Source organism: Desulfovibrio desulfuricans DSM 642, assembly GCF_000420465.1.
Classification (GTDB): domain Bacteria; phylum Desulfobacterota; class Desulfovibrionia; order Desulfovibrionales; family Desulfovibrionaceae; genus Desulfovibrio; species Desulfovibrio desulfuricans.
Genome location: NZ_ATUZ01000013.1, coordinates 378618 through 391946, shown reverse-complemented (window position 1 = coordinate 391946; position 13329 = coordinate 378618). Strand labels below are relative to the sequence as shown.

General features: G+C 57.7%; 12 protein-coding genes and 1 tRNA gene. 3 read left to right on the top strand and 10 right to left on the bottom strand.

Features of this window, described 5'->3' with window-relative positions:
• Nucleotides 1–32 precede the first annotated feature (32 nt).
• The 4 genes from G449_RS0107320 to rplM form a co-directional block, all read right to left on the bottom strand.
• The gene (locus G449_RS0107320) at nucleotides 33–1178 is read right to left on the bottom strand and encodes an ABC transporter substrate-binding protein (protein ID WP_022658656.1); all 1146 of its coding nucleotides are present in this window, start codon (nucleotides 1176–1178) and stop codon (nucleotides 33–35) included.
• Nucleotides 1179–1295: 117 nt separating this feature from the next.
• Nucleotides 1296–3110, bottom strand: a complete 1815-nt coding sequence (locus G449_RS0107315) for a YcaO-like family protein (RefSeq protein ID WP_022658655.1) — start codon at nucleotides 3108–3110, stop codon at nucleotides 1296–1298.
• A 172-nt stretch (nucleotides 3111–3282) separates the two neighbouring features.
• Nucleotides 3283–3675 carry a 30S ribosomal protein S9 gene (rpsI, locus tag G449_RS0107310; RefSeq protein ID WP_022658654.1) on the bottom strand — a complete coding sequence of 131 codons (393 nt, stop codon included), beginning with the start codon at nucleotides 3673–3675 and terminating at the stop codon, nucleotides 3283–3285.
• A 13-nt stretch (nucleotides 3676–3688) separates the two neighbouring features.
• Nucleotides 3689–4123: a 50S ribosomal protein L13 gene (gene rplM, locus G449_RS0107305; protein WP_022658653.1), complete on the bottom strand. Its 435-nt coding sequence runs from the start codon at nucleotides 4121–4123 to the stop codon at nucleotides 3689–3691.
• A 371-nt stretch (nucleotides 4124–4494) separates the two neighbouring features.
• Between rplM and G449_RS0107300 the strand changes: the two genes are divergently transcribed.
• Together G449_RS0107300 and G449_RS0107295 are read left to right on the top strand one after the other, a co-directional pair.
• Nucleotides 4495–5733, top strand: coding sequence for an HD domain-containing protein (locus G449_RS0107300; protein ID WP_027180790.1), 1239 nt, complete (start codon nucleotides 4495–4497; stop codon nucleotides 5731–5733).
• Between the two features lie 14 nt (nucleotides 5734–5747).
• Nucleotides 5748–6500, top strand: coding sequence for a hypothetical protein (locus tag G449_RS0107295; RefSeq protein ID WP_022658651.1), 753 nt, complete (start codon nucleotides 5748–5750; stop codon nucleotides 6498–6500).
• Between the two features lie 175 nt (nucleotides 6501–6675).
• Here the strand turns inward: G449_RS0107295 and G449_RS0107290 are convergent, their stop codons facing one another.
• From G449_RS0107290 to G449_RS0107265, 6 genes are all read right to left on the bottom strand, one after another.
• Nucleotides 6676–8703 carry a methyl-accepting chemotaxis protein gene (locus tag G449_RS0107290; RefSeq protein ID WP_022658650.1) on the bottom strand — a complete coding sequence of 676 codons (2028 nt, stop codon included), beginning with the start codon at nucleotides 8701–8703 and terminating at the stop codon, nucleotides 6676–6678.
• Nucleotides 8704–9044: 341 nt separating this feature from the next.
• Entirely contained in the window at nucleotides 9045–9251 is a 207-nt protein-coding gene (locus G449_RS0107285; RefSeq protein WP_022658649.1) for a hypothetical protein, read from the bottom strand.
• 8 nt (nucleotides 9252–9259) lie between these two features.
• Nucleotides 9260–10000: an RNA methyltransferase gene (locus G449_RS0107280; RefSeq protein ID WP_022658648.1), complete on the bottom strand. Its 741-nt coding sequence runs from the start codon at nucleotides 9998–10000 to the stop codon at nucleotides 9260–9262.
• Nucleotides 10001–10007: 7 nt separating this feature from the next.
• Nucleotides 10008–10616 (bottom strand): DUF456 domain-containing protein, encoded by a 609-nt coding sequence (locus tag G449_RS0107275; protein WP_022658647.1) that lies wholly within the window; start codon nucleotides 10614–10616, stop codon nucleotides 10008–10010.
• Nucleotides 10617–10634: 18 nt separating this feature from the next.
• The gene (locus tag G449_RS0107270) at nucleotides 10635–11933 is read right to left on the bottom strand and encodes a phenylacetate--CoA ligase family protein (protein ID WP_022658646.1); all 1299 of its coding nucleotides are present in this window, start codon (nucleotides 11931–11933) and stop codon (nucleotides 10635–10637) included.
• Nucleotides 11934–12016: 83 nt separating this feature from the next.
• Nucleotides 12017–13075: a DUF1786 domain-containing protein gene (locus G449_RS0107265; RefSeq protein WP_022658645.1), complete on the bottom strand. Its 1059-nt coding sequence runs from the start codon at nucleotides 13073–13075 to the stop codon at nucleotides 12017–12019.
• Nucleotides 13076–13192: 117 nt separating this feature from the next.
• Here G449_RS0107265 and G449_RS0107260 point away from each other — a divergent pair.
• A tRNA-Leu gene (locus G449_RS0107260) sits at nucleotides 13193–13277 on the top strand.
• The last annotated feature ends 52 nt before the right edge of the window (nucleotides 13278–13329 follow it).

The window sequence follows — 13329 nt, the reverse complement described above, 5'->3', positions numbered from 1 at the left end:
GAATGTCGCCGCGGGGTTGATCTGTTGTTTACTTATTTGGGTGTAACTTCGCCCACGTAAACGCGCTTGCCATCTTTGTATTCAATGATGCCCACGGGCATTTCTGCGTCATGGGTCTTGTTGATGGTCAGCAGGCCCAGAGCGGTGGGCAGATCCTTGGTTTCTGCCAGAGCCTTGGCAATGGCCTTGGGATCAGAAGAGTTGGCGCGCTTGATGGCGTCAAGGATCAGGAAATAGGTGTTGTAGCCAAGAGCGCCGTTAACGTTGGTTTCCTTGTCAGGATAGGCGGCCTTCCACGCTTCGGTGAAGCGCTTGGCTTCGGGGCTCATGTTGGGCATGGCGGGGTCGTAGGGGAAGGTGGTGTGCAGGAAGCCTTCCGCAGCCTTGCCGCCCAGCTTGAGGGTGTCGGGGTTATCCATGGCGTCCGCGCCCATGAGGCGGAACTTGGCGCCCAGTTCGCGGGCCTGCTTCATGATGATGGCGCCTTCGGCAAAGTAGGCGGGCATGAAGACGATGTCAGGCTTTTTGGCAATGAGTTCGGTCAGCTGGGCGGTGAAGTCCTGATCGCCGGAGCTGTACTTGAGAGTAGCAACGACTTCGCCGCCGAGCTTTTTGAAATCGCGGGTAAAGAAGCTGGAGAGGCCCACGGCGTAGTCGCTGGTCATGTCCATGAGCACGGCGGCCTTGCGGAAGCCGAGGGTTTCATAGGCATAGGTGGCGGCGGCAGCGCCCTGATAGGGATCAATAAAGCAGGCGCGGAAGTAGTACTTCTTGCCCTGGGTCACAAGGGGGTTGGTGCAGGAGGTGCCCACGCCGGGAACAGCGGCCTTTTCAGCCACTTCGGCGCCAGCCATGGCCAGCGAGGAACCATAGGTACCGATAAGGGCCACGACCTTGTCGCGTTCCACAAGGCGCTTCACGGCGTTGGCCGATTCGACCTTGTCAGACTTGTTGTCAACCACCACCAGTTCAACTGGGCGGTCAAGAACCTTGGGCATTTCCTTATGGGCGAGACGCACGCCCTCAAGTTCGAGCTGGCCGCCAAAGGCATTCTGCCCGGTCAGGGGAAGGTACACGCCGATTTTGATGGGACCGGCATCAGCGGCAAGCGCCTGGCCGGCAACGCCGAAGGTCAGCGCCAGACCAGCCAGCGCGGCAAGAAATTTACCCAGTTTCATCCTAACCCTCCAAAGGTTGTGCGTTCAGAGCGGCCTGTTCACTTATGGGCCGGTCGCTCCCGACTATACCCGAGTTACCGCCGGGCTGCAATTGTAATTAGCCGTACTTACGGCAACTCATAGACAACACGCGGCATAACGCGCAAAAAGGCGCGCGTCCGGCCTTGAGAACCTGTCCCACTCTGCCGTGAGGGCAAGACCGGGAACAATGGCCCTGACCACGGGGATATCAAAATCCTTGCGGGTCAGATCCACATAGAGAGGACTTCTGCCGTGCGCCGACAGCACCGACTCTAACAAACGGCGGTTGGCGCGGGGGGAGGGCAGGCTGTAATCCGGCAGATCTTCTAACACACGAACGGGCAGTCCCGCTAGTCCTGAAGCTGAAGGGCATGGCGGCTTGGTTTGCGCCGTTGAATAAGGCCACGGGGTTTCGGTGAGCGCAGCCAAGGCAGCCCGCGCGCCGCAAAGATTGGCTCCTGTGGCCCGCGCGACAGTACCGTCACGCCCGGTGACAAAGCACTGGTACACAGGCAGCCCAAGTTCCGTGGTCAAATCCTGAAACTGCACGCGGATGCCGCAGGCAGCGTAGTCGTCAAGCAGCGACTGAATGAGCTGATCGCGGCTGCGCAGCATAAAGCAGCGCGTGCGACTGTAAGGAGTTGTGGCCTCGGCGTCGCGCTCGGCGATTTCCGTAAGGGCGGCAACCACAGCTTCATCCATAATATTTCCAGATGCAAGACCGGTGGAGCCACCAGCAATAAACAGAGCCTGCTCGTCCAGATTGCAGAACAGAAACACCGCCTGCGCAGGCACAAGGACTGTCGCGCCAGATGCGTCCGAGGCCGGGAGCCAGTGCAGGGGGGCATCAGTATAGGGAGCTTCCAGAGGCAGCAGATTGGGGTCGAGCGCCGCTCTGCCCTGCTCCGCCAGTTCGGAAAAACGCGCAAGCGTCAGGGGCAGTTCTGTTTTGCGGCCAAGGATAGTTCCAGCATGGGCGGCAGTGCCCCCCCCCGGCCCAACGCTCACATAGGTGCTGGCGCGTTCCACAATTTCCATGGCGTAGGATGCGCGGGCCGCTGCCAGGGACAGGCCGCGCCCGTAGGCTGTGGCCTTGCCCCGCAATGTATGGCGCACCGAACCGTTGGTTACGGCAATATCCACCTGCCAGCCGCGCAGTAGCGCAATGGGTGAAAGCGATGCCTCATGGCGCAGTTCAGGGCCATCCACGACACCGTTTTCCATCAGCGAGTCCACGGCGCGCAGGTATGTTTCCTGCGCCGGAGGCCGCTGCCAGGGTTTCCAGGCTTCGGCCTTGAATTTTTCGTGCTGCCGGGCCAGTGCATCGGCATGCTCCGCCATGCGCCGGGCTGTGGCATCGAGCAATTCCCCGCTGAACAGGGGTGCTATGCCAGCCTCGTCCGGTCGCGGCAGGGAATGATGCTCGCAGATATTGGCGCGGAACAGGGCGCTCCAGGCGGCGGCAATGGCGTGGTCAGGCAGGGTTGCAGCCCGCAGATACACGGCGGGGCTGTAAGCTGCCAGCCGCTCCGCGGCATCAGGCGGAAAGGACGCGCAAAAGCCGTGGCCCTTTTCTGGCGATTCCGCGCCGAGCAAGGCGCACTCAGCCAGCAGGGCCGCCAGCACTGGCCGGGTAAACTTGTTGCTGGCAGCGTCATAACAACTGGCGGCCAGAAGGTTCAGCTCATCCTGCGCCTTGTCCGCGAGAAGCTTTAGCAGATGCAGATGCAGAAAATCGTCCATTGGCGCGGCCTCAAGCCGTTCCAGCGCGCGGTCAAAATCCAGATTTTCTGGCGGAACACAGGAAAAATAGCCGGTAGTGGCCTGCGTCTGCTCATGGGTGTAGGCATAATCCAGCATCGGCAACACATCAGATGCGGAAGAAAAATTTGAAGTATTGTCGTTTTCCATAAGACCACCACAGATGCGGCACTCCGCAGAGTCGCCGGGATTGGAGCGGGAGCGGCCCGAGCATTCCTACAAAACTGCTCGGGAACTCCGCCAAAAAAAAGCGGGCCGACATGCGACCCGCTCAAAGGCAAAAAGGAAGCCCTCCCATAAAGAGGGCTTCCATAAAGGCATATTAACGCTTGGAGTACTGGTACCGGGCGCGGGCAGCGCGCAGGCCGTACTTTTTACGTTCTTTTTTGCGGGCATCGCGGGTAAGGAAGCCAGCTTTCTTGAGCATGGGGCGCAGGGCCGGATCAATCAGAAGCAGCGCACGGGAAATACCGTGGCGCACGGCTTCGGCCTGACCGGTAACGCCGCCACCGGCAACGTTCACGCGGATGTCAAACTTGTCGGACAGCTTGGCAAGAACCAGGGGCTGACGGATAATCATCTGCAGGGTCTTGCGAGGAAAATAATCCTCAAAGTTGCGGCCGTTTACCGTGATGCCGCCGGAACCGGCGTAGACGCGGGTACGGGCCGTAGCGGTCTTGCGGCGGCCAGTGCCGTATTCAAATTTCTCGCTCATGGCTCTTTACTCCTTAATGCGGCAGCGTCAGCGGCTGGGGATTCTGGGCCGTATGCGGATGTTCGGTCCCGGCGTAAATCTTCAGTTTCTTCAGCATGGCGCGCCCCAGACGATTCTTGGGCAGCATGCCTCGCACCGCAGTGGTCAGCACGCGGGCGGGCTTGTCGGCCAGCATGTCGCCGAGTTGGGTGGTTTTGAGGCCGCCCACCCAGCCAGAGTGCCGGTAGTACTTTTTGTCAGTCATCTTCTTACCGGTAACTTTAATCTTTTCGCAGTTAACAACCACGATAAAGTCACCGTTATCCATATGGGGAGCGAATTCGGGCTTATGTTTGCCGCGCAGGCGGTGGGCTATCTGGCTGGCCAGACGACCGAGCACCTGATCCTGAGCGTCAACCACGAACCATTCACGGTTGATGTCTTTGGGGGTGGGGCTGAACGTCTTCATCGGAGTGACTCCTCACATCTGCAAATATCAGCGGCCATAACGGCAGCAAAAAGATCCATTGCGCGATGTGCCGTCGAACGGGATGACGACAATATCGCAGTAAAGGCAGCCTCAATACTATAAACGCCAATAGCTGTCAAGCGATCGCCTTCATCAGGGGCGAAAAAATGACCACTTTGGCGATACACCGCGTCACCAGGATTCGCGAGTTGTATACGCAACTGCTCATCTCAATCGGGATGCACCCCACATGCCCTTGGCATATGCGGCTTTTTCCCGGCAACAGCGTTGAAGCTCTTGAGCTTTACTCCACTCCGCCCTATAGTGCAAACGGTTTTTTGCGTAGCCATTTTTTTTGGGGGGGGCTTTTCATGCCTGTAATTCGCAAGAATCTTCTACAGCTTATTTTTTCCGGCGCGTATCTGTTACGCTGGAATGACAAGCTGCGGCCAGTGGAACTGCTTGAAATTGACAAGCAGGCCCACAAAATGCTCCTGGCCTGCGTGCTCTGGCACGAAAACTCCCGCAACATGACTGACCCGGAGCGCACCGCGCTTGCAACAGAGATCATTGAGGGCGGGCTGTTTGATTATTTCTACCGGCTCATCATCACCGACATCAAGCCTCCTATCTACTACAGAATCAAGGAAAACCCCGAGCAGTTCCGCCTGTTGACCGAACACGTGCTCGACAGGCTTGAGCCTTCGCTTGCGCCTCTTGGCCCCTTTTGGGAACGCATGCGCCAATGGCATACCAGCCCGGATGACGACACTCTTGCGCGCCGCATTCTTACTGCTGCCCACCTCTTTGCCTCGCAATGGGAGTTTAGGCTCATAGAGCCGCTTAACGCCCCTTTTGATGATGAAATGGGCGACATCGGCCAGTCGTTTCCCGATCGGCTGGATACATTCACGGACTTGCGTGGCCTTACCTCCATGCGCAGCCAGGGTACTGCCCTCTCGCGCCTTGCCAACCTGTGCGGGCAATTGCGCTTTCAGGTGCGGTGGACGCAGGCCCCGCGCATTCCGGCCACATCAGTTCTCGGCCATATGTTTATTGTTGCCAGCTACGCCTACTGTTTCAGCCTTGCGGTCAATGCCTGCCCGGCGCGCGCCAACAACAACTTTTTCTGCGGATTGTTCCACGACCTGCCGGAAGTGCTCACACGCGACATCATCTCGCCGGTCAAGCAATCCATTTCAGACCTGCCAAAAATCATCAAGGAATACGAGGATAAAGAGCTGGAACGCCGCGTATATGGCCCCTTGCGTGCGGAGGGCTTCACCTCGCTGGTGGAACGCATTGAATACTATCTTGGCGCGGCTGTCGGTTCCGAATTTCAGGAATGCGTACGTGAAAACGGCACAGTTCGCGCAGTTGAGGGCTTTCAGGCTCTTGCCGCATGCAACCGGGACGATCTGGATCCCAAGGACGGCCAGCTTGTTAAGGTTTGCGACAATCTGGCGGCTTTTCTGGAGGCGCACAGTTCCATCCGTAACGGCGTGTCCTCCCCCCACCTGCTGGAAGCCCGCGTGCGCCTGCTGAACCGCCTGCGCGAAAGTTCACCCAATATGCTGGGGCTGGATGCCCTGCTTGCCGACTTTGATTAACCCCCACCACCTATATGAAAATTTCTACTCCCCCTGCCCGCTTTGCGGTTTTTCTGATTATAGCGGCAACCCTTGCCTGCCTGTTGCCCGCTGCATGGCCGCGCCCCTGCGGCGCTCTTGCCATATCCAAAGGATTATCCTTTTATGCCAATGATCTGGAGTATTATTATCAGCACCGCCGCACCGAGACGCTGCCAGGCATTTTGCGCACGTTTGACGGGCAAGGGGTGCTGAAAGACAGCCTCAAACAGATCATGCTGGCAACCTTTCTGGCGCAGGTGCTGCGCGATGATCCGTCTGCCCGGCAACGCCTGTTGCCGCCGCAGCCCGGTCTGAGCCGCGATGGACGGCGCACTCTGGCCTGGATGGCCCACCTTGCGCAATTGTCTGATGAAGAAGAGCTGCTTGCCACCCTGCTGCAACCGGAGGAGAAGCTGCTGCTCCAGCAAATTCGGCACAGCCCCGCCCCGCTGGTCAACTGGAACATTTACTCGGAGAAATCCGTATTGCAGATGTATTGGGCGGCCTTTATGGCCTCTGGCAGCAATGAATTTCTTGATGTCATTATCCGCGCGGCCCTGCACTACGCCAAACTGAATTCAGAAGGGCTGCGCAATGACGACACATTTTCCGGCAGCGCCGCTGCGGCGGCCTCATTGTACGACCTCGCTCCACGCCATCCAGCCGTGCAGACCCGCCTTGAACAGTTTCTTAAAAATTCCAGCGGGCCAGAGGCTGAAACATTGAAAACAATTCTGCGCAAATAGACCAAGGCGAGAGCAAATTAACGGGAATATCTGACGGGAACCAGAAGGAGGCGACAATACGCCCCCCCCGTGCCTGACAGCCGAACAGAGCGGAGAGCACAGACCACAAAGAGCAAAGGCTCTGTTCCCGGAGGAACAGAGCCTTTATGCGTTATGGCGGATAAGCCGCTGGGGCTTAAGCCTTCTTCATATGTTCTATAAGATCCATGAGGCTGCGCGCCAGGGCGCGCAGGGATTCCAGTTCCTTCATGGCGACCTGCATGGATTGCGAAGTGCTGGCCGCAATGTGGTTAACATCAGCGACAGACCTGTTGATTTCTTCGCTGGTGGCAGACTGCTGCTCGCTTGCGGCGGCAATGGCCCGCACTTCATCGGCTGTCTGATCCACCATGCCAACGATTTCTTTCAGGGCTTCGCCAGACTTGTTGGAATACTCCGTGGCTTCAGAAATGTTGCCAACGGCCTTTTCCACCTGCTGAATGCTCTGTCCGGCGCTTTGTTGAATGGCCGCAATGGCGTTGCCCACATCAGTTGTGGAAGACATGGTCTTTTCCGCTAGTTTGCGCACTTCGTCAGCAACCACGGCAAACCCGCGCCCAGCCTCGCCCGCACGAGCGGCTTCAATGGCCGCATTCAGGGCCAGCAGGTTGGTTTGATCCGCGATATCTGAAATGACGCCCATGATCTGGCTGATGGCCTTGGCGTGGTCGTCCAGCTGGGTCATGCCGTCCCTGAGGGCTTGCGATTGCCGCTGCACTTCCTGAATACCGACCACGGCCCTGGACACAATCTCGGAACCGACCTCTGCCTTGCGCTTGGCTGCGTTGGAGATATCAGACGCCCCGCCGGCATTCTTGGCGACTTCAAGCACCGTGGAATTCATTTCTTCCATGGCGGTTGCGGTTTCCGCCAATCGGCTTGCGGCATGGTCAAGGGCACCGCTGGTGTTTTCCACCTGCTCTGAAATATCACTGATGGAGGCGTTCAGCTGCCCCACGACCTCTTCTATCTGGGCGGCAGCGCTGATCATGCCCTCGCGCTTGGCCTGCTCCGCCTGTGCCTGGGCCACACGGGCCTCTTCCATGGCGAGCTTGGCTTCTTCGCCCATCTTATGGGCTTCTTCGGCCTTTTCGCTGGCTTCGTGCACCAACTTGCGCAGATTATCTTCCATCGTGCGCAAGGAATCTGCCAGTTGGCCCATGTCGTCGCGGCTGTATACGTCAAGCTGCGCTTCGTTGTTGCCATCGGCCACAGCCTGCGCATAGGCGGTTATTTTGCGTATGGGGGCACTGATCTTGAGGCCGAGAACAAACGAAATAATCAGCTGGAAGACCAGCAGGCCAACGCCAATCCATATGGAATTGCTTATGGCCACGCGTTCCAGACGCTGCAATTCATCAATGGGCATGCCCACAAACCACATACCCACGATTTTGCCGTTGGCATCTTTAACCGGCCAGTAGGCAGAATTATAGTCAATACCAAGAATATTATTATGGGAGTAAACCGTCTCCCCACGCTCAAGCACAGCCTTGAGAATTTCAGGCGATTGCAGCTTGGTGCCGATTGCGCGTTTTCCATCCTGCATGATGGTTGTCATTACGCGCATATCACCCTTAAAAATGGTGACGTTGACGCCAGAAAGCTTTTTGAGCCAGTCAAGATAGGCGGGCGTAACAAGCGAAGTGCCAATAGATACGCTGCCCACAAGCTTGCCATCGTGCATTACAGGAAAGCTGGCCCGGATGGTGAACGGCACCTCCGTGCCAGCCACCACGGCAACGGCGGGCTTGCCCGTGAGGGCAATAACCACGGTTTCCTGATTGGTAACGCTGTCGCCGTGCTTTTTGGAATGCCCACGGCCTATGACTATCCCCTTCTCATCGGTGATGGTCATAAAATCCGACCCGGCCTTTTTCATCAGGACTGAGCCAAGCTTGACCGCCGCATCAGTGTTTTTTTCAGCGACAGCCTTGGCAAAGTCATCATCTTCAGCAATAAGATCAGCGCTTTGCAAAAACTTTTGAGCTGTGGTTTCATTGGCAGAACTGATGACCTGCTGCATCCTTACGATGCCCTTGTTCAGTTCGTCTTCGATCGGAACTTTCATGAAGTAGATTGAGACAAAAAGCACAACGCCACAGCATGTAATCAGCGCGCCGAATAGCGATCCGACATATGTGTGCGCAATAGTCCAACGCATGCCATTCTCCTTGCCAGAAACGTCCACCACAAAAAATTTACCGTATCATAACGCCATGTGGCCGGTGCAGACCAGCCGCCAACGCTCACCCTCTGCGTGCAAAACTCTGCACGGGGCTTACGGCCAGCTTCATTAGAGATAAGTGATCTTCAATCTCCTTAACGGCATGGTTAAAAAAATTAATAGGCCGCAGGTCAAGTTAATTACGAAAAAACGATTTCTACTACATAAAACAGATAACACAAAACATAGGGTTATATTACCAGATACACAAGCTTGGTCAATGGGCACAACTTGTTTGCTTGTTACGTAGAAAAAAATTCACACATAAATCTAGTCTCTTAACGAACAAACTCCGCTCCAAAGATTGTGAATTTTTTTTCAATCAACCCGATTTTTAATGTCGTCAGCGGACGCTGTCCATTGCCGAAAAAAAATAGAAAAAGTTGCAGGTCAGCATTGCGCTCAATAAAATAAACCCGTTCCTGCGTCCTCACAGCATTATGCCATACATGGGGAGCAAGAACGGGCTTTTGAAAAGCCTGCATAGAAAAAATCAGTCTGGCAGCTTGTGGCGTACCTGACGGCACAGGCCCATCAGGGCATCATACTCGTGCCGCAACAGTCCAGCCCGGCTAAAAAGACGCCGCCAGGGCATGAGGAAGTAATCAGGATTGTCGCCATGCAGATAATCAAGACGCAGCAGCATATCCTTCAGTGATTCCATAAGCCTTTCCTGTTCCGCAGCAGTGGCAGCCTTGCCGCCGCGCGGCTCGCCCGAGGGCTTTTCGCCATGACGCAGGGCACGAACGGCGTTGGCGCATGCGTAGCTCAGCAGCAGCACTGCCTGGGCAAGGTTGAGGGAGCTGGCAGCCGGATCCGTAGGAATAGTCACCAAACGGTGGCAGTGCGTAATTTCGTCATTGTTGAGGCCGCGATCTTCCGGGCCAAAAACAAAGGAAACCCTCTCGCCCCTTGCAATAACGGCAGCGGCCTCGCGCGCGGCCTGTTCCGGCGAGAGCAGAGCCTGACGCCAGCCGCCCACGCGCGCGGTGGTGCCAAATACCAGTGCGCTTTGAGCCACGGCCTGCGCCACGTCTTCATGCACTTCAACGGCATCCAGAATATCCTGCCCCTTGGGCGTTGCCAGAGGGCGCGCCTTTTCCCTGTCCCACCGTTCCGGGTCAACAAGGCGCAAGGTGGGGCAGCCCATGTTGACGCAGGCGCGGGCAGCCATGCCTATATTTTCAGGAAAGCGCGTTTTGACCAATACAACTTCAAGACCTTGCAGCAGCATCATAACCTCAGCACAGGCCCCGCAGCAGCGTCAGCAAGACCTGCGTGGGAGCTTCGGGAGAAAAAGCCGGGGGCATCTGGGGCGGCAGCTTGGGCCAGATACGCCCGGCAGCCAGAGCCAGCATGGCCCCGCCTGCGCCGCACTTGCACACGGTGCCGAGAAATCGGCCCATCATGGCGCCAAAGGCCGCGTCCAGAGCCTCGCGCAGGGAGCGCCCCTTGAGGTGCTCCACAACAAAACAGCCTGTCCACGCCCCAGCCAGCGCGCCGATAAGCGCCCCAAGCCCAAAAAAGAGCGGCGCAAGCAGAATGGCCCCCGCTATGGCCCCAATCATCCCCGCAAACGTGCCGGAAGAACTGGAGCCATAGCGTTTGGCCTTGAGTATCTGCATGCCCATTTCCAGGGCTTCGCCCACAAGGGCCATGCCCACCATCATGATCCAGAACCAGACATCCATGGAGGTCGCGCCGGGATGCACCACCTTCCACAACGCCACAAGCCCCAGCAGCACCCAGTTGGCGGGCAGCCCAAAAATGTTGAGCAGCAGCACAAAGCACAGCAGCGTTATGAATGCCCCGGCCAGCAATGAAGCCAGGGGAAAAGGCAGAAAATCCATGCAGCTCTCCGGTCGCTGTTAGTTTTTGTTGCGCATATCCTGCAAGCGCACGGCCTTGCCCTCGGTACGCGGCAGGCTGTTGCTCTCCACAAGCTCGACCCTGGGCGTGATGAGGATTTCATCACGCAGGCGCGAGGCAATGGCTTTTTGCAGGTTTTGCAGCACGCGCATGTCTTCGACAAAATGCTCGTCGCGGATTTCGATCTGCACACGCATGACATCGCCAAGACCATCGTTTTCAAGCAGGATCAGGTAGCTCTGGCCCACTTCGGCAAAGGTCATGATGACCTGCTCAATCTGCATGGGGTAGATATTGACGCCCTTGATGATGAACATGTCGTCCGCGCGGCCAAGGATGCGGTCTATGCGGCGGTGTTTGCGGCCACAGGCGCATTCGCCCGGCAAAAAGCGTGTAAGGTCGCGGGTGCGGTAACGCAGGATGGGCATGCCCTGGCGGCACAGGCAGGTCATGACAAGTTCGCCCACTTCGCCCTCGGGCATGGGCTCGCCAGTTTCGGGATCGACGATTTCAGGGATATAGGCGTCTTCCCACAGGTGCATTCCCGCCTGATGCAGGCACTCAAAGCCCACGCCGGGGCCGTTCATTTCAGACAATCCGTAGGAGTTGTAGGCCTTCATGTCAAAAAGATCTTCGATGCGGCGGCGGAATTCCTCGGTATACGGCTCCGCGCCCACAAGGGCGATACGCAGGGGGAACTGGCGCGGGTCTTCGCCCATGTTGCGCAGGTGCTCACCCAGAATGAGGGCGTATGAGGGCAGAATGTGGGCCACCGTAGTGCGGAAATCCTTGGCAAGCTTGATCTGGCGGCGCGAGTTGCCAGCCCCGGCGGGGATGGTCATGCAGCCCAGGCGCTCCGCGCCAAAATGGATGCCAAGGCCGCCCGTGAACAGCCCGTAGCCGGACATGTTCTGAAAAACATCGTCCCGGCGCACGCCAACCATGTGGATGCTGCGCGCCATAAGGTCGGCCCAGGAATTGATGTCGTTCTGCGTGTGGCAGATGGCCACGGGCGAACCGGTGGTACCGCTGGAGCAGTGCATGCGCACGATCTCGGACTGCGGCACGCACAAAAGCCCCGTAGGGTACTGGGAACGCAGATCCTGCTTGGTGGTAAAGGGGATGCGCCTCAGGTCATCCAGACTGCGGATGGAATCCGGGCCAACGCCCGCTTCGTCCAGGCGCTGACGGTAAAAATCGCACTTGCGCGTCTGGGCCACTGTGCTTCTCAGCCTCGAAAGCTGGGTCTGCTCAATCTGATCCCTGCTCCAACACTCCGCCTCATCAAAGAATTCCATGCCGCCTCCTCAGCTTCATGCCGCAACGCCCCGAGGCGCGCCAGCTTGTAATGCGTATCCACCCGCCGTGGCGGGAAAAAAAGCTACTCCCCGGCCCGGGTGTGCGACCATCCCCAGATTAGGCCGAAACATCCGGCGATCATCATATCGCCGTGCGGGGCCAAAAAACGCCCCTGCCCTTGCAGCAGCGCGCGCTTTGGCCCGGTGATGTAGGTTGGCTCATAGCCGCCGGCTTCTTCACAATACGGGCCAAAAGCCGTGCCGTGCCCGCCGGAGGCCTGCACCTCTTCTGTGGGCAGCCAGTGCTTGCGGAACTGTTCAAGATCACCCAGCAGTTGCTCGAGAGTGCGCATGCCAGTGTGATGCTCGTAAATTCCGCGCACCTGCCCCTTGTACACCAGTGCGGCCACGGTATGCCCGTTGCCCACGTTGATGACCGTGATGCCCTGCCGATAGCTGCGATCCATCACTTCCTTGTCGCACAATGCGCCGAGCAGCGCACTGGCCCCGGTGTCCGCAACAGGGCCGCCTGTTTTATCGTGCAGGGGCACAAGGCGCGTCAACGATGGCGGCGGCGTTTCGTATATCCAGCGCCGGGGATCAGAAGATGCGCCCAGCAGTTCCGTCCACGCGCGCATGCGAGCCTGGCGGTTGCCGTGGGTATGAAAGCCGTGATCCTGCGCAGCGGTCAGCACCAGATGCGGTAGGGGCAGCCCGGCATGGCGCAACAAGCCCCCCCAGAATTCCGGCGAATAATCGGTGAGAAAAACCGGCACACTGCCCTCGGGGCAATTGGAACGCACTTCCACGCCGATTTTGCGCACGACTTCTTCATTATCATGAATACCGCGCGTGGCCGCTGCGGTTGCGCTGACAGAAAGGCCCGCTGCGAGGTGTTCCTTGATGGCCTGAGTAAAGCCGCCGCCCATGTTGGCGCCGTAAAGCCAGATATTGCGTTTGAGCAGGGTCAGCTCACGGATGCGCTGGGCCACCAGCCGTGCCGGGGCTGGCAAAACAAAGCGCGGCCAGTTCTCGCACTCAAGGCCGGGGCGGGCCAAAAGGGCATCCTGCGTGCCGCTGCCTATATCCACGCACAGCACAGGCCCTGTGCCGCGCAAAAACTTTTGAACTATCTCGTCCATACTCACCTCTCATGAACGAAAAAATCTACCTGTATCAACCTTCAAGCGCAAGTCTTGATAAATTTTTGAAAAAAAAGCTTGCCAAGTGTTTCAGTTTGCAGTAGTACATCTTCTCGCGCCGAGGTGGTGGAACTGGTAGACACGCTATCTTGAGGGGGTAGTGAGGATTCTCGTGCGGGTTCGAGTCCCGCCCTCGGCACCATTTGAACTCAGAGAGAGTTCAAAGAAGCCCGTTAAGCTGACAGCTTAGCGGG